Genomic DNA, 23595 nt, shown 5'->3' on the forward strand with positions numbered 1-23595 from the left:
CGTGCCTCCTTAGCCATGGGCCATCGCCGCCGACGTGGGGCGATGGTAAATCAAGTGGCGGCCGGGCCGCGCAAAGCCTGCCAGTAGCAGTCCCGATGTCTGGGCCTGCTCTAGTGCAAGCGCTGTGGCCGCCGAGACCGCCACCAGGGCGCCAATGCCGACACTGGCACATTTGTGCACCATTTCGTAGCTGGCGCGACTGGTGACCAGCGCAAATCCTTCTCCGAGTGGCAGGGCCTCGCGGGCAAGGGCACCAATCAATTTGTCCAGAGCGTTATGGCGTCCAACATCCTCGCGGAGCCGTTGGATGCGCCCCTGGGCATCGCACCAAGCGGCACCGTGGCTAGCGCCAGTGGCTGCCAGCAGTGGCTGGTGGGCGGCCAGTTCCTGCAGGGAGCGCTGAATGGCGGCATCGCTAAGCGAAGGTGCCACGACAGAGGGGATCGGACGAATGGCCTGTTCCAGGGCTTCGGTGCCGCACAGGCCGCAGCCGGTTCGCCCCGTCAGGCTGCGCCGCCGTTGTTTGAGCTCAGCCATCCGCTGGCTGGCAATGGTGAGGTGAACGGTGAGGCCTTGGGGCGCTTCGTGGATATCGAGGTCATAGCACTCATCGGTATTTGCCAGAATGCCTTCGGAAAGGCTGAAGCCGAGGGCAAAATCCTCAAGGTCGGCGGGGCTTGCCATCATCACTGCATGGGAGATGCCGTTGTAGACCAGTGCCACCGGCTTTTCCAAGGCCAGTAGATCCTCTTGGGTATCGGTGTGCCAGCCGTTAGCGCCACGGCGCACCTCCACCGGCTGGCGCGCTACCGCGTCGCGCGTGTGGTGGGTGCTCATGGCGCCTCCTGATGAGCGTTGGCCMGGTGGTCACGCTGGACGAGGTCGAAAGTGCTAAAGCGCTGCTGCCAGGCAGAGGGTTGGCTGACTTTTTCCACCTGTACCGCCGTGACCTTATACTCTGGACAGTTGGTGGCCCAGTCCGAGTTGTCCGTCGTGATGACGTTGGCGCCGCTGCCAGGATGGTGGAAGGTGGTGTAAACCACCCCCGGCTGCATACGCTCGCTGAGCCGGGCGCGTAGTACTGTCTGGCCCGAGCGACTGGTGATGCCTAGCCAGTCGCCGTCGCGGATGCCGCGCAGCTCGGCGTCAGAAGGGTGTAGCTCCAGCACGTCCTCGTCGTGCCAGCGCTGGTTGTCGGTGCGCCGGGTCTGAGCTCCCACATTGTACTGACTAAGGATCCGTCCGGTGGTGAGCAGTAGTGGGAAGCGGCGGTTAGCGCGCTCTTCAGTGGCCACGTACTCGGTAATCGCAAAGCGGCCCAGGCCAATGGGGAAGTCAACCTCGTGCATGGTCGGCATGCCCAGCGGGTACTCGGCGTTGCAGGGCCACTGCAGGCTGCCGCGCTCCTCCAGCTTGGCGTAGCTGACGCCCGCGAAGCTTGGCGTCAACTGGGCGATCTCGTCCATGATCTCGGAGGGATGGGTATAGTGCATCGGGTAGCCCAGCGCATTGGCCAGATCCTGGGTGACTTCCCAGTCTTCCTTGCCGGCTACTGGTGGTGTCACCTTGCGTACCCGGTTGATGCGCCGCTCGGCGTTGGTGAAGGTGCCGTTCTTCTCCAGGAAGCTTGAACCCGGCAGCAGCACGTGGGCGAACTTGGCCGTTTCGTTGAGGAATATATCCTGCACGATCAGGCAGTCCAGCGACGTGAGCGCCGCCTCAACGTGCTGGGTGTTGGGGTCGGATTGGGCGATATCTTCGCCTTGCACGTAAAGCGCTTTAAAGGTGCCTTCGATGGCGGCATCGAACATGTTGGGAATACGTAGCCCCGGCTCGTCATCGAGCTTCACGCCCCACACGGCCTCGAAGCGGCCACGGGCAATCGGGTCGGCCACGTGCTGGTAGCCCGGCAGCTCGTGGGGGAAGGAGCCCATGTCGCAGGAGCCCTGGACGTTGTTCTGGCCGCGCAGCGGGTTCACGCCCACGCCTTCGCGGCCAATGTTGCCGGTGGCCAGGGCCAGATTGGCAATCCCCATCACCATGGTGGAGCCCTGGCTGTGCTCGGTCACCCCCAGCCCGTAGTAGATCGCGCCGTTGCCCGCCGTGGCGTAGGTGCGCGCCGCCTGGCGCACGGCCTCGGCGGGTACGCCGGTAATCGCTTCGGTGGCTTCCGGGGAGTGGCGTGCTTCGCCGATAAAGTTGCGCCAGGCTTGGTACGCCTCACTGTCGCAGCGCTTGGCGACGAACGCCTTGTCTTCCAAACCTTCCGTCACCACCACGTGCCCCAGCGCGTTGACCAGCGCCACGTTGGTGCCCGGGCGCAGCGGCAGATGTTGGGCCTCGCTCATGTGCGGGGTCTTTAAAAGGTCGATGCGGCGAGGGTCGGCGACGATCAGTTTCGCCCCCTGGCGCAGGCGCTTGCGCATCAGCGAACCAAACACCGGGTGAGCGTCAGTAGGGTTGGCGCCGATCACGATAATGGCGTCCGCCTTCATCACCGAATCAAACGTCTGGGTACCGGCGGATTCGCCCAGCGTGGTTTTCAGGCCGTAGCCGGTGGGCGAGTGGCAGACCCGCGCGCAGGTGTCGGTGTTGTTATTGCCGAACGCCGCGCGAATCAGCTTCTGCACCAGATAGGTCTCTTCGTTGGTGCAGCGCGATGAGGTAATACCGCCGATGCTCTCGCGGCCGTGCTCGGCCTGAATCGCCTTGAGACGGTTCGCGGCAAAGCCGATCGCCTCCTCCCAGCTGACTTCGCGCCAGGGCTGGTCGATGCTGTCGCGAATCATCGGCGTGGTCAGGCGATCCGGGTGGGTGGCGTAGCCGAAGGCAAAGCGCCCCTTTACGCAGGAGTGGCCGTGGTTAGCATCGCCGCCCTTGTAGGGCACCATGCGCACCAGCTGGTCGCCCTTCATCTGGGCTTCAAACGAGCAGCCCACGCCACAGTAGGCGCAGGTGGTGACCACGCTATGATCCGGCACGCCGTGGTCGATCACGCTTTTTTCCATCAGCGTGGCCGTGGGGCAGGCCTGCACGCAGGCCCCGCAGGAGACACAGTCCGAGTCCATGAAGGCGTCGTTCTGGCCCGCCGACACCTTGGAGTCGAACCCGCGGCCATCGATGGTTAGCGCGAAAGTACCCTGGACTTCGTCGCAGGCGCGCACGCAGCGTGAACAGAGGATGCACTTGCTGGGATCGAAGCTGAAGTAGGGGTTAGAGTCGTCCTTGACGGATTTCAGGTGGTTCTCGCCCTCAAAACCGTAGCGTACTTCGCGCAGGCCCACGCTACCGGCCATGTCCTGCAGTTCGCAGTCGCCGTTGGCGGGGCAGGTCAGGCAGTCCAGTGGGTGGTCGGAGATGTAGAGCTCCATCACGTTGCGGCGCAGCTTGGCCAGCCGCTCGTTCTGGGTGGTCACCTTCATGCCTTCCACGACCGGTGTGGKGCAAGCCGCAGGCAGACCCCGGCGCCCCTCCACCTGCACCGCGCACAGTCGGCAGGAGCCGAAGGGCTCCAGGCTGTCGGTGGCGCACAGCTTGGGAATGTTGATATCCGCCAGCGCCGCCGCGCGCAGTACCGAGGTGCCTTCCGGCACGCTGATCGTCACGCCGTCGATATCAAGGCTCACCGAGGCAGTGCCGACGGTCTGAGCAGGGAAGGGCGTGCCGAGGTCTTTGCTATGCCCGGCGTTGCTGGCATGCTGGCTGGGGTCGAAGTGCTGAATCATGATCTGTCTCCGTTCGCCGCTCGCTGGAAATCGTCGGGGAAGTGTTTCAGGGCGCTCTGCACCGGGAAGGGGGTCATGCCGCCCATGGCGCAGAGCGAACCGTCGACCATCGTTTCGCAAAGATCGCTCAGCAGGGCGAGGTTGGCCTCGCGATTGTCGTTGGCGCGAATGCGGTCAATCACCTCCACGCCACGGGTCGAGCCGATACGACAGGGCGTGCACTTGCCGCAGGACTCCACCTTGCAGAACTCCATCGAAAAGCGCGCCTGCTCGGCCATATCGACGCTGTCGTCGAACATCACTACGCCGCCGTGGCCCACCCCTGCGCCGACCTCGGCGAAGGTTTCGTAATCCAGCGGCATGTCCCATTGGCTTTCGGGCAGGTAGGCGCATAGTGGCCCGCCCACCTGCACGGCACGTAGCGGGCGGCCGCTGGCCGTGCCGCCGCCGAAGTCTTCCATCAGCGTGCGCAGCGTAGTGCCAAAGGCGAGCTCCACCAGACCGCCACGCTTGACGTTGCCCGCCAGCTGCAGCGCCAGGGTGCCCCGGGAGCGGCCCATGCCGTGGTTGGCGTAGGCCTCGGCTCCTTCGGCCAGAATGAACGGTACGGCGGCCAGGGAGAGCACGTTATTGACTACGGTGGGGCGGCCAAACAGCCCCTCGATGGCAGGCAGCGGCGGCTTGAAGCGCACCAAGCCCCGCTTGCCCTCCAGGCTTTCCAGAAGCGACGTCTCTTCGCCGCAAATGTACGCTCCGGCGCCCAGACGCACTTCCAGATGAAAGGTTCTGCCGCTGCCGCGGAGGTCGTCGCCGAGATACCCGGCCTGTTCGGCGCGGCGGATGGCCTCGTCGAGGATCTCTTTCGCTAGCGGATACTCCGAGCGCAGGKAGATATAGCCTTGGGTGGCGCCCACCGCGAGGCCGGCAATCGCCATGCCCTCGATCAGCATGTAGGGGTCGCACTCCATCMCCAGACGGTCGGCGAAGGTGCCGGAGTCGCCCTCATCGGCATTGCAGACGATGTACTTCTGTTCTGCTGGCGTATCGAGCACCGTCTGCCACTTGATGCCGGTAGGGAATGCCGCCCCGCCGCGTCCGCGAAGCCCCGAGGCTTTGACTTCCTCGACGATATCCTGGGGCTCGCGTTGCAAGGCAGCCTCCAAGCCGCAAAAACCGTTATGGGCGCGATAATCCTCAATCGATAACGGGTCAGTGATGCCGATACGCGCGAAGGTGAGGCGCTGCTGGCGGGCGAGGTAGTCAATCTCTTCCGTGGGGCCCAGTGCCAGTGGGTGGCTGACGCTGCCTTCCAGCAGGCCGCTATCGAGCAGCGCGGTGACATCGCTGGGGGCTACCGGGCCGTAGGCGAACCGGCCGATGGGGGTGTCGACTTCCACCAGCGGCTCAAGCCAGCTCAGCCCGCGGGAGCCGTTGCGTACCAGGGTGATTGACTGGCCGCTTGCGGCTGCCTCCCTCTCCAGTCGGCTGGCGATCGTATCAGCGCCCAGCGAGAGCGCGGTAGTATCGCGAGGCACATAAACGCGAATGCTCATCCCACCACCTCCAGCGGCCGGGTTTGTAGCTCATCCATCAATTCATCGAAGGCTTCCAGAGTGACGCGGCCGCGTATGCTGTCGTCCACGCGAATCGACGGGCCACAGGCGCAGTTGCCCAGGCAGTAAACGGCTTCGAGGGTGATTTCGCGATCCGGCGTGGTTTGGTGGTAGTCGACCCCCAAACGCGCTTTTGCGTGGGCTTCGAGCTGGCGCGCCCCTACCGACTGACACGCCTCGGCGCGGCAGATCTGCACGACGTGGCGCCCCGGCGGCGTGGTGCGAAAGTGGTGGTAGAAACTGATGACGCCATGCACCTCGGCACGTGTTTGGTGGAGGGCATCGGCGATGATGGGTACCGCTGCCTCTGGGATGAAGCCGATGCGATCCTGAAGGGCGTGGAGGATCGGCAGTAGGGCGCCGGGCTTGTGCTTCAGGGCGTCGMCCTCGGTTTGAATAGCCTGCGGCGCCCACTCCTGGGAATGGTTCATGGTGCCTTCCTCACGACTGCTTATTATGTTTTAAATATGCACTACTTTTCATATTTAAAAAGTCGTGCATCACGGTTAAGACAAAGCTAGCATCAAGTTATCGACTTAAAAATATGAAATAGTGTGCCTATGAAACGAATCAAGGTAACGCCCACCTGGTGCTTTAGCGATGAAGAGGGGCACCGTCTCGATACCAACCTTCTGCGCCTGCTGGGGGCGGTTCATCGCCATGGAAAGTTGACCCATGCCGCCCAGGAAGCGGGGATTTCCTATCGTCACGCGTGGAATTTACTGCGCCAGGGCGGGGAGTTTTTTGGTGTCACTTTGGTAGCAATGGCGCGTGGGCGAGGGGCGCGGTTATCGCCGCTGGGTGAGAAGCTGCTGTGGGCTGAACAGCGCGCCACCGCTCGGTTAAGCCCGCAGCTTGATAGCCTGAGCTCCGAGCTGAATCTTGCCATTCAGCAGCACCAGGAAGGCGTGCACCCCGTTCTTCGCCTCCACGCCAGCCACGGGTTTGCGATAGAGCTGCTGCCACAGCATTTGGGCGAGCTGCAGCTTGACCTGCAGTACTGCAGCCCGCTGGAAGCACTGGCGGCCCTTAACCGCAATGGCTGCGACCTGGCGGGCTGCCATCTGCCCAGGGGGGCAGTGGGTGAAAAGGCACGGCGCAAATACCGCCGCCTGCTCAAACCCCGCTATCATCGGCTGATAGGATTTATCGCCCGCCAGCAGGGGCTAATGGTGGCGCCGGGTAACCCGCTGGGCATTGATGGCGTTGCCGCACTGGCTGACAGGCCGGTCACGTTTATCAACCGGCAGGCGTCGTCGGGAACCCGGGAACTGCTGGATAGCTTGCTGGCCGAGGCAAGCATTGCTACATCCAAAGTGAACGGTTACGAGATTGAGGAGTACACCCACTCAGCGGTAGCGGCCTATGTGGCAGCGGGAATGGCGGATGCAGGTTTTGGTGTCGAGGCCGCTGCGCAGCGGTTTGGGCTTGATTTTGTGCCGCTGGCCACCGAAGACTATCTGTTGGCCTGCCACAGCCGCTCCCTGAAAGAGCCTAAATTTGCCGACTTTTTGCAAGCGCTGCGCAGCAACTCATTCCAGGAGGCGGTTCAGCGCCTGCCGGGTTATAGCCCCAGCCAGTGTGGCAGCGTGATCGAGATTGGCAGTTTTTTATAAGGTCGGCGCTGGTTGGAAGAGCGCCTCCCACTAACCATCCGATCAGCTCAGCCACCGCGGGACGCAAACGACCAATAGCAGCACGCCGATCAAGCCCAGTAATACGGCGCGGGTCTGGGTGATGCGCGCCAGGAGTAGCTACGTCGGTAGGGGGCTCATGAGTATGGCATTTAAACTACTATAGGCTCTCTCTTTAGCTAGAGAGGGCCTATAGTTCAGCAATATCATTTAGTGGGTTGAGGTTGTTCTAAAAGGTAGTGACCCACAAAATGATATTAGGGAATAGCGTAAAGACTCCTATGGCGCCCAGTAAAATAAGCCAGTAAGGAAAGGAGGCCTTTGCGGCAGATGTTAAATTAACTTCATTTTTAGAAATGGATGATAGAACAAAGAGGTTGAGTCCTACGGGCGGCGTTATCATACCGATCTCTATAAGTAGCGTGACAATAATACCGAACCAGATGGGGTCGAACCCTAAGCTTGTGATCATCGGGAAGGTGATAGGAAGTGTCATGAGTAGCAGTGATATTCCATCAAAGAAACACCCTAGCACGATATAGACGATGACGATCATCAGCAGTATGCCATACGGGCCTAGCCCAAAGTTGCCAATCGTTTCGACTGCAGTGCGGGGAATGCCTAGTAGGCTGACGGCTTGAGAAAGGATCACTGTACCAATCAAAATCATACCGATAGCGGTAAACATGATCGAGGCGTGCTTAAACGCCTGCCATAGTCTTTTGAAGGTTAAATCGCCCCATGTTAAACCTAAAACGATACTGGCCACTACGCCCAAAGCCGCCGACTCCGTAGGCGTCGCGATCCCCAGGTAAATGGTTCCCAGCACGAAGAAAATAAGTACGGGAAGAGGCCATATCTCCTTGAGCCCCGTTATTACGTGCTTGAAGGTCACTTTCTCTTTAAACGTAGGGGTTACTGATTCGCCAATTTTAGAACGGATCATAATCCATGTGGAAAAGGCGGCAGCAATGAGTAAGCCTGGCAGCATGCCAGCGATAAAGAGTTGGCCGATAGAGACGTTTTGAGTCGCTCCGTAGATGATTAATGCCAAACTGGGGGGAATGAGAAGCCCAAGGGTGCCCCCTGCAGCTAACGTGCCCACCACTACACTTGGTTTATACCCACGTTTTGTCAGTTCAGGATAGCCAACTGCGCCTATGGCGGCTGCGGTAGAGGTGCTTGACCCGCTAACTGCACCAAACAGCGTGCAGACGGCGATGTTGGTATGGAGTAATTGCCCTGGAACACGCGCGAACAGAGGGGTTAGGCCGTTATAGACGCGTTTTGACACGCCGCTTGCGAGAAGTATTTCACCTAAAAATATGAAAAGAGGAACAGCGCTTAGCGTAAAATCCGTTAGCATGTTCCAAGTTGCGTTAATCGCCAAGGGGGTGGCTCCGTTAGCTTGAAAGTGAAGCAGGAGTAAACCCGTAAGCCCCAGCGCCGCCCCTAGGATTGCGCCACTGGTTAAAAATAGAACTAACGCTCCGCTCAAGAATAACCAGCTCATATCGCATCCTCCACTGAAGCAACATCTGTCGTGGGCTGTCTAAAACCATGGCTGAGCTGAACCAAGATGCACAGCAACATGGAAAAAGGCATGATGGCCATCCACGGCCATAAGAGAATGCTACTGATATCCGTACGCGAATTGAGCGAGAACGAGAAGTTCATGAAATTCCAGGACTCAAAGGCGAAGATGACGCAGAACGTGAGTAATACGACGACGCCTATAAAGTCCATTATCCTCGCGATACCTGCTGGCATCAGGTTGACGAGTATCTCTATGCGTATGTGGCGGCCCTTATTGAGCACATAAGGTAGACAAAGAAAGGTCAATGTTAAGAACAGCAGCCCCGCCAACTCATCGGAAAAACGCAAAGGATGACCGCCCAGATAACGCATCAAGGTGCTGACGAATATCAGTGCCGTCATTGCGATACCGCTCATGACGCCCAATAGAAAGAAGGCGTAGGCGGTATGGTTCAGTACAGTGTTGATTTTTCTCATCATCACGACTAGCTCCAAAAAGAAAGAGCCAATATGTATTGGCTCTCGATTGGKTTATGTACCTATTACTCTTCGGAGATCGCTTGAGTGACTGTTTCGTAGTAGCGTGTGCCGTCCTCGCCTGCGTTTTCCGCCATGGCTTGCCACGCCTGCCAAGCGGCGTCTACAAAGGTTTCAACGTCATCATCTGAGAAGTCGGGAAGCATGGTGATTCCCAACTCTTTACGCTCTTGACGCGCCTGCGCTTCGCGCTCTGGATCAACAGCAGTGGCGCGGGTCTCGTTCCAAATCTCTTCACCGGCTTCTTCCAGAGCCTGAAGTTGGTTGTCGTTGAGGCGGGATAGCGCTCGTTCACTGATACCAAAGAGCCATGGGGAGGCTGCCCAAGGGTGTAAGTAAGACTCGTACTCGGTGACTTCTTGAAGCGAAACGGTGGGGGCTACGGTAGATAAGTAATAGGCACAATCTACAACGCCTGTTTGAAGTGCCATATACATATCGTTTTGCGGAATGACTTGAGCTGAAATGCCCAATAATTCAAAAGTATCCACAAGGTGTCTGGACCAGACGCGGACTTTTTTATCCTCTAGGTCTGCCAAGGAGTTTACCGGCTCTTTGCAGTGCAAACCTACATCGAAAATAGGAGCAACGACGCCACCAACGATTTGAATATCCCAATCTGAAAAGCCGTCTTCATAGAGTTCCCTGATTACATCAAGAATTTCGTCATGTTGGGAAGATTCCGTAATGGCGCCCTGAGCATATACAGATGCCAAGGCTGGCGCATCACGCGTGTAATATTCACCATACAGTAGTGCCATATCTACCATGCCCTGCTGCAATACTCTCAGCATGTCGGCTTCTTTAAGGCCTAAGGCGCCTGCATGGTAGACTTCGATATCAAGCTCGCCATCTGACTTTTCACTCACTAAGCTAGCGAATCTGTTGATCTGCTCTGCTTCAGGGCGAGATTGTGAAAGCCCGCTATGGAATTTCAACGAGATGTTTTCTGCCTGGACACTCCCCATGGTTGTTAAGGACAAAAGAGTCGCAGCGCCCAAAGTAACTTTTTTGCTTTTAGGATTATTCATAAGTTTATTTCTCAGAGGAGGGGAAGTGGATTTTCATCTTGAATCAGTTACTACTTTCGAAAAGGTATTTTTTGCGACACTAAGGGCCTAAATAGCGACATTTGATGAACTTTTAAAAAGTACGTGGCGGTGGGTATGTTTTTGTTATCTGGCGAAGTAAGGCGAGAGGAAGGTTCGCGCCGCGGGACGCTAGAGGCTAAGGTTGTGTTAGTAGTAGGCTCATGAGTGAAAATGACAAAGCCATCTCTACTCAGTGCGATATCGAAAAGTCCAGTGAAAGCCGACTGATGTAATACTCCATTGGCTAGTAAGGCTGAAATTCGTACTTTTACTATAAGGTTTTTAAATAATATAACTATTTTTTTCTCTTTAACCAGTCATGTAGGGTTTGTGTAAGTTGTTCAACTTGACACAAGGTCGGGCAGGTTTTACATGATTGAGTTTGAGGTCTTGTGGTGTTGGTGAGTTTTAATAATACTGATTTTAATGTCTTGTTTTTAAAATGGCGCGATTTTTGCTTAAAATAACTATAGTTCAAAAAATTGAGGTTCATCATGAAGGATAGATTCTCAAGCATATTGAAAAATAAAAACATGGCTTATATTTCTTCGACTGACTCTTCAGGGAAGCCTAAGATAACAAAAAAAGTAGCTTTTATACTGCTAGAGAATTTTTCAATGATGGCTTTCACTGGCGCTGTGGATGCACTTGTTACAACGAATTTAATGCAATCTACTACGATGTATGAGGTCTTGGTGGTGGGTAGCGAGGCACCTGCAACGGTTTCTGACTTAGGTATTGAGGTGGCCACGGATTATTCGTTAGACAAATTCGATGCTACAAGCCTCAATATTGATGTGTTGATTGTATGCGGTGGCCTGCGTGTACTTCCTAAAACAACCCTCCTACTGCGCAGCAAACTGAGGCATGCTGACAACAAAGACGTGATGTTAGGAGGATTATGGAACGGTGCCTATTTCCTTGCAGAGGCGGGATTATTGAACGGCTACCAGTGTGCTTATCATCCTGATGGCCGCGCGATGATGGCAGAGCAGTTCTGGGATGTATCGGTATCTAGCCGTAGCTTTATTGTGGATCGTAATCGTATCAGCTGTGCCGGGGCGAGTAGCTCATTGAGCATGATGCTTGAAGTAGTCAGAACTGATTGTGGCAATGAGGTGGTCAGTGCAGTTGAAGAGATGCTTAGCTGTGATAAGGGCTTAGACTCCCCAGATATTTCAACGATAGGTGTCGATCAAAACCTCACTCTGCCAGAAAAATTGAAAATATCGCTGCAATTGATGAAAAATAATATTGAAGAGCCTTTATCCATATCCGAAATAGCTAATTGGGTTAATATTTCGAGACGTCAGTTAGAACGTATGTTTGGTAATTACGTTAATGCTAGCCCTTCTCGATACTATATGGAACTTCGTCTAACGCGTGCGCGACAGCTTCTTCAGCAAACTAACAAGCCCGTTGCCGAAGTGGCAGTTGCCACCGGTTTTGTGAGTATCTCTCATTTTCGCAGCTGTTTTTTCCAGCTCTTTGAAGTAACACCGGGACAGTTTCGAAAGTCGTGCCAAGCTGGCGAACATTCAATGTGAACTTCTTATTTGAATTCACGATGAATGCACTGAGACTAGATAAGCGCCACCTTAAAAAGAGAGCCAATAAGGCTCTCTTTAAAAAGTGCAAACGCTGGTTTAACCACCTGACCAACCCAACATAATCGGCACGTAAACCACTAACAGCAGCACCCCGATCAGCCCCAGCAGGTAAGGGATGATCGCGCGGGTAATGCGCTCCAGCGGCAGCTGGGTGATTGATGAAGCCACATAGAGGTTGATCGCCACCGGCGGGGTAATCATGCCGATGGAGAGCCCCACCACGATAATCAAACCAAAGTGAATCGGATCAATCTCCAACTGCAGCACCAGCGGTAGCAGCACCGGTGTGAGGATAATCAGCGCACTGGCGGTTTCGATAAACACTCCGGTGAGCAAAATAATCCCCACGATCAGCAGCATGATCACGTAAGGGTTGGTAGAGAGCGACAGCACTGCCTGGGCAATCGCCCCCGGCACCTGCCAGCTTGAGAGCGTCCAGCTCAACACCGCCGACATGGCAATCACCAGCATAATCACCGCGGTGGTCATCGCTGAACGGATCAGCAGCTTATAAACCTGCGGCAGCGTCAGGTCACGATACACAAACAGCGACACCAGCATGGCGTAGTTCACCGCCACCACGGCGGCCTCTGAAGGCGTGAAGATCCCCGAGAAAATACCCCCAAGGATAATCACCGGCGTCATCAGCCCCCAGCTGGCATCTTTAAAGGTCGCCCAGATGGTCGCCAGCGACAGCGGCGTGCCCTTGGGGTACTGGCGCTTATACGCCTGAGCAATGGCAATGGCCATTAACCCTAGCCCCATCGCTAAGCCCGGCAAAAAGCCGTTTAAAAACAGCTTGGAAACCGACTGCTGGGCGATCACCGCGTAGATGATCATCGGCACCGAGGGCGGAATCACCACACCGATGGTGCCGCTGGCGGCGATCAAGCTGGCTGCCGATGCCGGGTCATAGCCTTTACGCTTGAGCTCCGGCACCAGACTGGAACCCACCGCTGCGGTGGTCGCGGCGCCAGAGCCGGAGATTGCCGCAAAGAACATGCCCGCCATCACCGAGACCACCGATAGCCCGCCGCGCATAAAGCCGACTAACGAATCGGCAAAGCTGACCAGCTTTTCGCTCACCTTACCCTGGGCCATTAAATCCCCAGCGAGGATAAACATCGGGATCGCGCCCAGGGCAAAGGAGTTAATGCCTTGGAACATCTGCTGGGTGACCACCATCAGCGGCACGCCGGATTGATAGAGCGCATAGAGCGTGCTGGCGCCAATCGCAAAGGCAATCGGCACGCCCAGCAGCATAAACAGGAAGAACAGCCCAAACAGCAGCAGCGTCATAGCGACTCCTCCTGGGGCTGGGAGGTTTCGCCGTTAATCAGCAGTTCGATGATATCGACCAGCGCGTACCAGGCCATAATCGCCGCACAGATCGGCATCACCGCGTAGACGTAGGTCATTGAAAGCCGCAGCGAGGCGGATTTCTGAAAGCTCTGTACCTGCATATAGCGGTAGCCGATAACGATCAGCGCGATCATAAACGCCAGCACGATCAGCAGGGCGGCAATGCGGGCGATTTGGCGCAGGCGGCCGGGCAGGGCATCCACCACAAAGGTCACGGCAATGTGCCGCCCGCGCTGAAACGCCAGCGTGCCGGCCAAAAAGGTGATCCACACCAGCAGAAAGCGGGCGACCTCCTCAGTCCAGCCCACCGCGCTGAACAGCACCCGGGAGACGATCTGCAGGGTAATCACCCCAATCAGCGCCGCCATGCCCGCAAAGACCACGGGCTGGATGATCGCATCCAGCCCGCGCTCAATTCGCCGCAGCAGCCTTAACAGCGGTTGAGTCAGTGTGGTCACTTACTTAAGCGCCTCCTGAATACGCGGCAGGTAATCACCGAACTGTTCGCCGTACTTCTCATACACCGGCGCAACGGCAGATTGGAAGGCTTCCATATCTGGATCGTCGTTGATCTCCATGCCCGCATCGCGCAGGGCCTGCAACTGTTCGCTTTCCATCTCTGCGTTCACCTGGCGCTCATGCTCCGCTGCTTCCTGGGCTGCCGCTAGGAGTACCTCTTGGGCGTTTTCAGGCAGCTGGTTCCAGGCGGGCATACCCATCACAAAAATTGCTGGGGCGTAGGTGTGGCGGGAGAGGGTCATGTAGTTCTGGGTTTCATCCAGGTTGAACGAGTGAATCACGTTCACCGGGTTCTCCTGGCCGTCGATAGTGCCCTGCTGCATGGCGGTGAGCGCTTCAGTCCACGCCATGGGAATCGCGTTGGCGCCCAGCTCGCGGAAGGTGTCGGTGTAGACCGGGTTCTCCATTACGCGGATGCGTAGGCCGTCCAGATCTTCCGGCGAGTTTACGGCACGCTCGCTGTTGGTCAGGTTGCGGAAACCGCGCTCGGCGTAGGCCATGCCTTTTAGGTTCACCTCAGAAAGCTTATCGAGCAACTCCTGGCCGATCGGGCCATCGAGCACTTCGTAAGCGGCTTCCGGGGAGGGGAACAGGAACGGCAGTTCAAATACCGCCATCTCTTCGACAAAGTTGGCGACTGGCCCGKTGGTGATCACGCCCATATCCACGGTGCCGATCTGCATGCCTTCCAGCAGCGTGCGTTCGTCACCCAAGGTGGCGTTGGGGTAAATTTCGATATCCACCTTGCCGTCGGTGCGCTCTTCTACCAGCTCTTCAAATTTGGTGGCGGCAATGTGGAAACCATCCTGCTCGTTGACCACGTGGGCCAAGCGCAGAGTAACCGGATCCATATCAGCAAAATCAGCGGCGTTCGCGGCGCTTACCAGCGCCAGTGAGATGCCCAGTGCCAGCGTGCTACGTGCAAATGTTTTCATATTATTGTGTTCCCAATGGACTAAGGTGCAGAAGTGCTCCCAAAGCATGCACCACACCAGGGAAAACGGTCAATTGACTAAAGGTACTCAAGCGCCATACGGCTGGACACAGCGCCCCTGCACAGTTACGATACGCACACACAAGCGCCCGTAGCTCAGTTGGATAGAGTATCGGCCTCCGAAGCCGAGGGTCGCAGGKTCAAATCCTGCCGGGCGCGCCATAATTTCAAGGGCTTACGTTAATGCGTAGGCCCTTATTTTTTGTCTGTGACCACCCTGTGACCAAATCGTGGCCACAATCTCTTAATTACCTTATTAATACACTTATTCAGTTATGACCTTTGGCTTTTACTTGTCACAAGAGTGGTCACACGCTTTATTGGCGCATCCCAACCCATTTCGCTAATGTTGATTGGCCTTTATTCGTTGGACTTGCAATAAGGCGCTATCAAATAGCATATCCACGGAGGCTGAAGAGGTGGCTAGTGAAATCGCGACGGCAGCTTCGTCACGAAACTGATGACAGACCGAGCTATTGTCATCGAGATATTGCCACCAGTGCAAAATGTCATGTTTAGCCTTTTGCATTACCTGAGCGGCAGGCGGTCGATCCGATTTGGATTGATTGGCTTTTTCAATGGCAGGTATGTCTGGCGCTGACTCACCAGTTGGCGAACCTGCTGTTTATCACTATGACTTTCCTGTCACTGCTAGGCAAGATGCAATGTACAGGTATCGTAGGAGTACGCCGTCGCAGTTGGAAATTGAGCAGCCGTTATGCCAAAGCTTTGGTAAGCAATAATCAGCCAATATTTTTACCATACCAGTTTCCTGCACGTTTGGTGTTGGGTGGAACTGAAAACTTCATCTATCGGCCAATAGCGGAAATTTAGTAAGTTTTGATATAATGGGTAGTTTGAGCGGTTTGGCTACTCCGCGCCTTCTGTAATATTTAGTTAGGCAAATATCAAATAAGCCAAGAAAAAACTCGTTACCTTTCTCTGTTCACCCTTCGCAAGTCGTCAATACCTACAGATAGCTGTAATCACAGCGTTGGATCCTAGATCAGAACGATAACCAGCTAGTGATTCTATCCGGAGGGTGGCCGTCCAGAGCTTGAAAAGACGCTCAGCGCGGTCACTGTGACTAATATCAGTCCCATACCCAGAATTTGCGGCCCTACCAGGGTTTCGCTTAACACCACGACGCCGAACAGCGTCGCGGTGACCGGTTCGACCATTGCGACAACGGAGGCCACGGCCGGGGCAGTATGKTTCAAACCAATGATATAAAGAACAAAAGACAAACCTGCGCCGAGTACACCGAGTACTGCGAATAGCGGCCAATCCGGCGTGCTCAGGACAGCAACCGTCTGGCCAACATCACTCGGCCAGATAAGAATACTGGCAAGTACCATAAGCGCGATAGAGAGAATAGCCTGCGGGCTACCGTGTGGCGCCGCATACTTGAAGCCGAAAATGAATATTGCGTAGGACAGTCCGGCAAGCAGACCAGCACCTACACCCATCGCCGTAACGCCACTCGCACCGACGTCATAAATCAGTGTAAGCAATACGACACCAAGAATCACTACTGCGATCGCGGCCCACTTCAGCGGCGTGGGACTTTCGAGCCTTAGAGCGAAGGATACGAGATATACGAAGACTGGGGCGCTGTACATCAATGTAGCCGCAACAGCAACGCTACCGTGCGCAATGCTTAAGAAATAGAACGAGAAGTTACCCCCTACGCCGACACCGGCGATGACTGACCAGAACCATAACCGGCGTTTTGTCAGGCCACTACTGTGTGGACGCAGTATTAGCCAGATGAGGACGCACAGTAGTCCGATCGCACCCGGTAGAAGGAAACCACGAACGCGTCCCAACCGTCGGCTATAAGGATTCCGCCGATCCCGCCAGATAACCCCCAGAAAAGCGCCGCCAGCACCACAAAAATTGTACTCGCACCCATCCTGTAACCTCGCTTCTCGTGTTGAACTAACATCGTTGACGGCGGGGAAGGGCGTCATGGGACCCTGCTCCGGGCCGCTGAAAGCAGTGCGTCGGTCACTGCCCGAGTATCAGGTAGGGCCGTCTGTACGCCAGCCAAGCCACTAGGCAGGAAAACCTTCATTTTCAGTTAATCCCCATAAGCCATCCTATCCAGCATCGAATCAGGAGTGCTGGAAATGCGAGCTATGAACAGGCCGATACAAGAGGCCATGTGCTTTAGGCTGGTGCAGTGGGTACTATTACTGGGGTTGCTAAGCGTTACCACAGTAGCCACTGCACAATCTTTTTTTGGCCAGCAGGAGAGCGTTCTTCCTCCAGAGCAAGTCTTCAAGCCAACACTTAGCCATGATGGCGAATCTCTGGAGATTGATTGGCAAATCGAGCCCGACTACTACCTTTACCGCCACCGTTTTTCTGCCGAAGCCGAAGGGCGTGAGCTATCGCTGAATATCCCTGACGGGGAAACTATTGAGGACGAGTATTTTGGTCGCTCTGAGGTCTATCGTCATTCGTTGAGTATGACTACTCAGCCTGGCAACGTTGAGACGATCACTCTTCGCTGGCAGGGCTGCGCCGATGCGGGCCTTTGCTATCCACCTCAGGAACAGACCTTTGACTTAGCGTCTGCTGGCCAGGACATATCCAAAACCGACGAACCATCGGATGCCACGAACGAATCCTCATTTGAAGAAAACCCTACTTCTGACCCAGAAATTACGATGGCAGAAGACCAGCAACTGGCGGCGCAACTGGCCGGAGGTAATTGGTTCTGGACGCTGGCGGCATTCTTCGGCATGGGGCTGTTACTGACGTTCACGCCTTGTGTGTTGCCGATGATACCGATCCTTTCGAGCTTGATCGCGGGGCGACGAGAGGTGGGCGAGAGCCACCGAGCGGCAGGCTTCGTGATGTCTACTGCCTTCGTCCTGCCCATGGCGGCCACCTATGCGTTACTCGGCGTGGCCGCTGCCATGGCAGGCGCCAATCTACAGATGCTGTTTCAGAACGTCTGGTTTATCGGCCTGTTCTCGCTACTGTTTATCGTTCTCGCCTTGGCCATGTTCGGCTTATTCGAATTAGAGCTGCCGAGAGCGCTTCGCCAGCGGCTTGATTCAGGCATGTCGCGTCAACGTGGTGGTCGCTTGAAAGGGGTTGCCATCATGGGCGTGCTCTCTGCACTGCTGGTGGGTCCCTGCATGACCGCGCCGTTAGCGGGAGCGCTACTGTTCATCGCTGATAGTGGCAACCCCTGGTTGGGCGGCGCAGCCCTGTTATCGCTTGGACTCGGAATGGGCCTACCACTAATCCTGATCGGCACCGTGGGTAGCCAGCTTCTACCTAAGCCGGGTGCCTGGATGATTCGCATCAGAGCGCTTTTCGGCTTTGTATTACTGGGGATGGCGATTTGGTTTGTGGCTCGCGTAATACCTGATGCCATCGTTCTCGGCCTTTGGGGCGCCCTAGCACTTAGCTTTGCGATATCCCTCATGACGCTTGCTCGTAACAACGGCCATAGTAGCATCACGCCTCAAATCTTGACCGCCAGTGCAGCGAGCATAGCCATATGGAGCGCGCTAATGTTAATCGGTGCTGCCGGCGGTGCCTCTGATCCCTGGCGTCCGCTAGCGATTTTTACATCCACTAATGGAGGTTCAAACACAGCAGATTCGGTGTTAAACGATGAACAACCGCTTACCTTTGATGAGGTTGAAGATCTAGCCACGCTAGACGCCCGTATTGCCCAGACCGGGGTTAGCGGCCAGATGACGCTCGTCGAATTTACGGCCGACTGGTGCATCTCTTGTAAGGTGATCGAACAGGAAGTTTTCGCTGACCCCACTGTTCAAGCCGAACTGGAGAATGKGCAACGATTGAGCATCGACGTAACTAACTACGACGCATCTGACAAGGAGATCATGGAGCACTTTGGCATCGTTGGGCCGCCAACGCTAATGTGGTTCGGCTCTGACGGCCACGAGCGGCGCAGTGCGCGCATTATCGGCGAGCTAGACGCTGACACATTTCTGGAGCGCTTCGATCAAGCCAAACAAACCGGCAGTAGTACCACTGGAGGTGGTTCATGAGTCCCCTGGATCGCMGCCTCGCCATCGGCCCGTTAGGCCTAAGCGTGGGGCAACTTTTGCTATTGCTTTCGATAGTTGTCGCACTGATCGTCGGAGGTTTGATAGGCCGCCGTCGAAATGTCAGCGTGGGCGATGGCATCTTCAATGCCGTGTTCTTCGGTGTAATCGGGGCGCGACTCATTTTTATCGTCCAATATGGTGAAAGCTACGACACGTTCTGGTCGTGGCTCGACATACGCGATCGCGGTTTCGAGCCGCTAGCGGGCCTTGTCGTCGCCTTGGTTTATCTTGTCTGGCGGCTATGGCGCCAACCTCGTGAGCGTAGACCGCTCGGGATAGCCGTAATATCAGGGGCGCTGACCTGGTCGCTGACGGCGGGGGCACTGGCACTCATGGTATCTCAAGGTGCTAGCATTCCTCCGACGCCGTTAACCACGCTTGAGAATGACGAAGTGACACTTCCCACTATGCTAAGCGAAGCTGATCGCCCCATGGTGGTCAATCTTTGGGCCAGCTGGTGCCCGCCGTGTCGTCGCGAAATGCCTGTATTTGAGCAGGCTCAACAAGAGCGAGACGACGTGACGTTCGTGTTCGTCAATCAGGGCGAGAACCTCAGCACCGTTAACGCCTTTTTACAGCAAGAGTCACTCGCGCTCGATAATGTCTACCTTGATCGGAACAATGCGCTCGGCCACGAAGTGGGCGCTATGGCCATGCCCACAACGCTTTATTACAACGCCGATGGCACGCTTATAGATACTCACTTTGGTGAGCTCTCTCGCGCCACCCTCAACCGCAGCCTTGAGCGTTTCAGCCCCTAACTGACTCACTACGGAGATGACACACATGTTCGCTTTCTACCCCTGTATGACAACGCTACGCCTTACACTAACTCTTGGGGCTAGCGTCGCTCTGGCAACAAGCCTGCATGCGACTGCGGATGAGTGGCCTGCCCCTATTCAAGAGCTCGAACAGCAAGGCCTTACGATTCATGGTGAATTCGATGCACCTGACGGACTTACTGGGTATGCCGGTAGTGCTCGTGGTCAGACTGTCGCAGCATACCTCMCCTCAGGAGGCGAGCATGCTGTAATAGGTACGCTGATTAATGCCGAGGGTCAGGACGTATCAGCTGAGCGGCTAGAGCAGCTCGTCAACGGCCCAAGAAACGCCGAGCTATGGCAAGAAATGGCTGATCAACACTGGGTGCGCGATGGCGATAAAGAGGCACCCCGCATCGTATATACATTTAGTGACCCCAACTGTCCTTACTGCCGACAACTGTGGGAAGACGCCCAACCCTGGGTAGAAAGTGGCGAAGTTCAGATTCGTCATTTGATGGTAGGTATTCTCAAAGCAGACAGCCCTGAAAAGGCAGCCGCGATACTCAATGCGGATAATCCTGGCGAAGCGCTGGCTGAGCATTACCGCAACGGTGCCATGCCCGAAAATCAAGGTGATGACCAAAGCGAGCAGTGGGTTAGTGAAAACACCCAGCTAATGCGCGATGGCCAACTCTTCGCAACGCCAGCGACCTTTTATCAGGATGATAACGGTGACGTGCACAGTGTGATGGGTGCTCCCTCGCCAGAAAAGCTTCGAGCCATTATGGGGAGTGACACACCTTGACCTAAACGGTTCAACCCGAAGGCAATTGAAGCGTCACCTTTAGCCCAACACCATTGCCAGACGCGAACGTCACCCGGCCTCCTGCCCGGGTGACAATCGCCTCGACGATCGAAAGACCCAAACCACTGCCTTTAGGATGATCTCCCCGGTGAAAGCGCTCCGTCAGTCGAGAGAGGTGTTCGGAAGCAATGGTTTCACCTTGACTAGTAATATCGATGACTGCCATTCCCTCTGATTCCTGTACGGAAATCTCTATCGGCGCACCGAGTGCGCCGTGACGCATCGCATTTTCGAGCAGGTTGCGTAGAACCGTCACTAGAAGCGACTCAGTTAGGGCGACATGTACTTGGTTAACGCCTTGGGGATAATGACAATGATCGCGGCTACCGGTTTCAGTCATCGCAGTCACCAGTGCCCCCCCAAGAGGAGTAGGGTCAGGACGACGGGCAAGTGTGATGTCCTCMCTTTCCATTCTCGCCAATAGCAAAAGCTGACCAAGCGTTTTCGTTAGTCGATCTACCCCAGCTTCAGCTTGCTGCATCGCTTCGTACTGCTGGTGACCGTCAACACGCCTCGCGATTTGCAGATGTGTGCGAATGGCAGTTAACGGTGTTCGAAGTTCGTGGGCGGCATCGTCGGTAAAGCGCTGCTCCAATTCGAGCATACGACGCGTTCGTGCCAGTAGCGTATTGAAACTATCGATCAGCGGGCGGATTTCACCAGGCAACCCATGAAGAGGTAGTGCCGAAAGGTCATTGTGTTCGCGCAGGATAAGTCGTTGTTGTAACTTGGCAAGCGGCGAAAGTCCTCGTGTTACCCCCCACCATAGCGCAACAAGACTGCCCACCAGCGCCAGTAGAAATGGGTAAAGCGCGGCCCGGCGAACCTGCTGCAGCAGTGCTTCTCTCTCTTTCAGACGATCTGCCACCGTAATACGCTTGTCGTTATCAACTAACGTGTAAACTCGCCAGCGCTGCCCGTTGTGCTCGCGATAACGATACCCCTCAGCCTCGACAGCAAGTACATCGTTCATCTCAGGGTGCGTACCCGCCACCACTTGGCCACGAAGTGACGATACCCGACAAGCAAGACCATCGAGTGAGGGAATAGCTGACGTTCCATCTTCTTCACTGTTCCAAGACGTTGTAGGCACGCGATCCAACAAACCAGCCACCATTCGCGCCGATTGCGCCAGACGCTGGTCAAGTGAATGCTCAAGCTGGGTCGACAGGTCGCGCATTGACCATGCTGCCGTAATACCCCACAGCAGCGTTAACGTAATTCCAAGTGTAGCAACCAGACGTAAGCGCAGATTCATGAGGTCGCATCACTGTTGTATTTGCCAAGTCGATAACCCACACCTCGCACGGTTTCGATCACGTTGCGCCCCAGCTTGCGACGCAGTTGGTAGATGTGCACATTAAGCGCATTGCTTTCGATCTCATCATCAATACCGTAAAGGCAGTCCTTCAATTGATCGGCGCTCAGAATTCGCCCGCGAGCTCGAATCAGTGCTTCCAGCAGCATTAACTCGCGTCGTAATAGGACGACGGGTTCTCCATCAAGCGTGACGCTACGTGTAACGGGGTCTAATGCCAGGCTACCGTGACGAATGGCGTGATCCACTTGCCCTGCCGAACGGCGTAAAAGCGATTGGAGCCGGGCCGTTAACTCGTCAAGATCAAACGGCTTGATCAAATAGTCGTCTGCGCCTCCCTGAAGGCCCTCGACGCGGTTCGCTACCGCATCTCGAGCCGTTAGCATCAGCACTGGCGTCGCCACGCTCGCATGACGCCAATGCTTCAATAACGTCAAGCCATCTCCATCGGGCAACCGACGGTCGAGAATAACAGCATCGTAGTTAATTGTGGCTAGCGCACCTTTCGCAGCATCCAGGGTGGTGACGGTATCAACCACAAAGCCGCTCAGCGCCAATCCTGCTTCGACGCCAGCCGCTACCGGGGCATCATCTTCGACCAGTAATACCCGCATACTTACTCCGCAAAGGCATAGAAAGTGTTTTCTATCAGCAGTATGCCATTCGGGGATGAAGTTAATATGAGGCAGCCTCCATTTTACAGCCGACAGATCGAAACTGTTCAAACCATCAACTAGACGGCATCACTCAACGCGAACAGCCGCCATTATCAGCGCTTCATTTACAGTTAATGTTCATCATGCCTAATGAGTTTTTAGTCGTATAGTGAGTAACGTTTCTTATGAGCTCTTGCTTTGTAAAAACTACATGCGGTGGTCGTCTGCTTCGCTGCGCATTCATGATGGCATTGTGGCTTATTTCATTATCGGCTGTAGCCGAGACATCACGACCACTAGGGCATTMCCCTTTGCCTGAAGCCGGTAACATCGTGGGTGAGACCTACACTGTCAGTGTAGAGGACGAGGCGGATATCCTGCTCGATATTGCTCACACACACGGTGTCGGCTACGAAGAAATTCGAAGGGCCAATCCTGACATCAGTCTTTGGGTTCCTGGGAAAGGAACGCAGGTTCAGATTCCGGCGCAGCACATACTGCCAGATGTGGAGCGTAAGGGAGTGGTTATCAATATCGCGGAGCTGCGGCTTTACTACTATCCCGAGGTGCAAGATGGAGAAACACCTCGCGTCGAGACCTACCCCATTGGCATTGGCCGCGATGGATTCGATACACCATTGGGGATTACTAAAACCACTATGCGCCTTGAGGATCCCGCTTGGTATCCACCCGAATCCGTTCGTCAGGAAGCGGCTGAACGCGGCGACCCACCGCCTGACGKTGTTCCGCCAGGGCCCGACAATCCCCTCGGTCAGCACGCCATCTTATTGGATATTCCTGGTTATTTAATTCATGGCACGAACCAACCAGATGGCATTGGCATGCGCGCCAGTCGAGGTTGTATCCGTATGCACCCCGACGATATTAAAGCCGTATTTGAGCAAATACCCAACGGTACCCAGGTCAATATTATCGATGAGCCGATCAAGCTTGGCTGGGACGCCGACCACTTGCCGTACTTGCAGGCATTTACTTCGCGTAATGAACAAGAAACGAGCATAAGCGACTTGCTGAATATCGTTAACAAAGCTGACGAACTGCCGGAACAAAAGCGCTCAAACATTGATTATGAAGTGATGCAGAAAGCGCTTAAAAGAGGTAGTGGACGTATAGAGCCGCTAATTTAACCCACTTTTTAGTAAATTTTAGCGGTTGTTATGGGTTCAATGTGGCCAAGGGCTTTCATAAGTGATGCCGTCACGTCCGTCGCAGGGTTTACTGTATCCTGGGATTCCCCTGCCATCCATACA

18 protein-coding genes, 1 tRNA gene and 1 pseudogene are annotated in these 23595 nt (G+C 55.5%); 7 read left to right on the forward strand and 13 right to left on the reverse strand.

Annotated elements, in window-relative coordinates:
• Nucleotides 1–9: 9 nt before the first annotated feature.
• The 4 genes from fdhD to HALO_RS01480 are packed head-to-tail and all read right to left on the reverse strand — an operon-like array spanning nucleotide 10 to nucleotide 5769.
• Entirely contained in the window at nucleotides 10–837 is an 828-nt protein-coding gene (gene fdhD, locus HALO_RS01465) for a formate dehydrogenase accessory sulfurtransferase FdhD (RefSeq protein WP_035581787.1), read from the reverse strand.
• On the reverse strand, nucleotides 834–3725 hold the full coding sequence (gene fdhF / locus HALO_RS01470) for a formate dehydrogenase subunit alpha (RefSeq protein ID WP_050712898.1): 2892 nt from the start codon (nucleotides 3723–3725) through the stop codon (nucleotides 834–836). The genes fdhD and fdhF overlap by 4 nt, the downstream gene beginning before the upstream one ends.
• Complete coding sequence (locus tag HALO_RS01475; protein WP_050712899.1) at nucleotides 3722–5278, reverse strand: formate dehydrogenase beta subunit; 1557 nt, start codon at nucleotides 5276–5278, stop codon at nucleotides 3722–3724. The genes fdhF and HALO_RS01475 overlap by 4 nt, the downstream gene beginning before the upstream one ends.
• Entirely contained in the window at nucleotides 5275–5769 is a 495-nt protein-coding gene (locus HALO_RS01480; protein WP_050712900.1) for a formate dehydrogenase subunit gamma, read from the reverse strand. The genes HALO_RS01475 and HALO_RS01480 overlap by 4 nt, the downstream gene beginning before the upstream one ends.
• A 129-nt stretch (nucleotides 5770–5898) precedes the next feature.
• Here HALO_RS01480 and HALO_RS01485 point away from each other — a divergent pair, with 129 nt between their 5' ends.
• The gene (locus HALO_RS01485; protein ID WP_035581779.1) at nucleotides 5899–6954 is read left to right on the forward strand and encodes a substrate-binding domain-containing protein; all 1056 of its coding nucleotides are present in this window, start codon (nucleotides 5899–5901) and stop codon (nucleotides 6952–6954) included.
• Between the two features lie 247 nt (nucleotides 6955–7201).
• Here HALO_RS01485 and HALO_RS01490 read toward each other — a convergent pair whose 3' ends face one another.
• From HALO_RS01490 to dctP, 3 genes are all read right to left on the reverse strand, one after another.
• Entirely contained in the window at nucleotides 7202–8485 is a 1284-nt protein-coding gene (locus HALO_RS01490; RefSeq protein WP_035581777.1) for a TRAP transporter large permease, read from the reverse strand.
• Nucleotides 8482–8988 (reverse strand): TRAP transporter small permease, encoded by a 507-nt coding sequence (locus HALO_RS01495; RefSeq protein ID WP_035581775.1) that lies wholly within the window; start codon nucleotides 8986–8988, stop codon nucleotides 8482–8484. The genes HALO_RS01490 and HALO_RS01495 overlap by 4 nt, the downstream gene beginning before the upstream one ends.
• A 62-nt stretch (nucleotides 8989–9050) precedes the next feature.
• Nucleotides 9051–10076: a TRAP transporter substrate-binding protein DctP gene (gene dctP / locus HALO_RS01500; RefSeq protein ID WP_035581773.1), complete on the reverse strand. Its 1026-nt coding sequence runs from the start codon at nucleotides 10074–10076 to the stop codon at nucleotides 9051–9053.
• A 554-nt stretch (nucleotides 10077–10630) separates the two neighbouring features.
• Between dctP and HALO_RS01505 the strand changes: the two genes are divergently transcribed.
• Nucleotides 10631–11683, forward strand: a complete 1053-nt coding sequence (locus HALO_RS01505) for a GlxA family transcriptional regulator (protein ID WP_035581771.1) — start codon at nucleotides 10631–10633, stop codon at nucleotides 11681–11683.
• Nucleotides 11684–11782: 99 nt separating this feature from the next.
• On the opposite strand, the gene HALO_RS01510 is transcribed toward HALO_RS01505, so the two are convergent.
• From HALO_RS01510 to HALO_RS01520, 3 genes are read right to left on the reverse strand one after another with little or no spacing between them, the layout of a single operon-like run.
• The gene (locus HALO_RS01510) at nucleotides 11783–13045 is read right to left on the reverse strand and encodes a TRAP transporter large permease (RefSeq protein WP_050712901.1); all 1263 of its coding nucleotides are present in this window, start codon (nucleotides 13043–13045) and stop codon (nucleotides 11783–11785) included.
• Complete coding sequence (locus HALO_RS01515; protein WP_035581766.1) at nucleotides 13042–13566, reverse strand: TRAP transporter small permease; 525 nt, start codon at nucleotides 13564–13566, stop codon at nucleotides 13042–13044. The genes HALO_RS01510 and HALO_RS01515 overlap by 4 nt, the downstream gene beginning before the upstream one ends.
• On the reverse strand, nucleotides 13567–14562 hold the full coding sequence (locus HALO_RS01520; RefSeq protein WP_050712902.1) for a TRAP transporter substrate-binding protein: 996 nt from the start codon (nucleotides 14560–14562) through the stop codon (nucleotides 13567–13569).
• A gap of 144 nt (nucleotides 14563–14706) precedes the next feature.
• Between HALO_RS01520 and HALO_RS01525 the strand changes: the two genes are divergently transcribed.
• Nucleotides 14707–14783, forward strand: a tRNA-Arg gene (locus HALO_RS01525).
• A gap of 869 nt (nucleotides 14784–15652) precedes the next feature.
• On the opposite strand, the pseudogene HALO_RS01530 reads toward HALO_RS01525, so the two are convergent.
• Nucleotides 15653–16536 (reverse strand): annotated as a pseudogene (locus tag HALO_RS01530) (DMT family transporter).
• Between the two features lie 217 nt (nucleotides 16537–16753).
• Between HALO_RS01530 and dsbD the strand changes: the two are divergent.
• Genes dsbD through dsbG form a run of 3 tightly spaced genes read left to right on the forward strand, consistent with a single transcriptional unit; the run spans nucleotide 16754 to nucleotide 20290 of the window.
• On the forward strand, nucleotides 16754–18661 hold the full coding sequence (gene dsbD / locus HALO_RS01535) for a protein-disulfide reductase DsbD (protein WP_231896788.1): 1908 nt from the start codon (nucleotides 16754–16756) through the stop codon (nucleotides 18659–18661).
• A complete protein-coding gene (locus tag HALO_RS01540; RefSeq protein WP_050712903.1) occupies nucleotides 18658–19482 on the forward strand; it encodes a TlpA disulfide reductase family protein in 825 nt (274 codons plus the stop codon). The genes dsbD and HALO_RS01540 overlap by 4 nt, the downstream gene beginning before the upstream one ends.
• A 25-nt stretch (nucleotides 19483–19507) precedes the next feature.
• Nucleotides 19508–20290, forward strand: coding sequence for a thiol:disulfide interchange protein DsbG (dsbG, locus tag HALO_RS01545; RefSeq protein WP_231896789.1), 783 nt, complete (start codon nucleotides 19508–19510; stop codon nucleotides 20288–20290).
• Between the two features lie 10 nt (nucleotides 20291–20300).
• Here the strand turns inward: dsbG and HALO_RS01550 are convergent, their stop codons facing one another.
• Together HALO_RS01550 and HALO_RS01555 are read right to left on the reverse strand one after the other, a co-directional pair.
• The gene (locus tag HALO_RS01550) at nucleotides 20301–21608 is read right to left on the reverse strand and encodes an ATP-binding protein (RefSeq protein ID WP_050712904.1); all 1308 of its coding nucleotides are present in this window, start codon (nucleotides 21606–21608) and stop codon (nucleotides 20301–20303) included.
• Nucleotides 21605–22282: a response regulator gene (locus tag HALO_RS01555; protein WP_039857579.1), complete on the reverse strand. Its 678-nt coding sequence runs from the start codon at nucleotides 22280–22282 to the stop codon at nucleotides 21605–21607. Before HALO_RS01555 ends, HALO_RS01550 begins: the two co-directional genes overlap by 4 nt.
• A 353-nt stretch (nucleotides 22283–22635) precedes the next feature.
• Here HALO_RS01555 and HALO_RS01560 point away from each other — a divergent pair, with 353 nt between their 5' ends.
• Nucleotides 22636–23472, forward strand: coding sequence for a L,D-transpeptidase family protein (locus HALO_RS01560; protein WP_331710099.1), 837 nt, complete (start codon nucleotides 22636–22638; stop codon nucleotides 23470–23472).
• Nucleotides 23473–23595: the final 123 nt, after the last annotated feature.

The organism is Halomonas sp. R57-5 (assembly GCF_900070345.1).
GTDB classification, from domain to species: Bacteria; Pseudomonadota; Gammaproteobacteria; order Pseudomonadales; family Halomonadaceae; genus Vreelandella; species Vreelandella ventosae_B.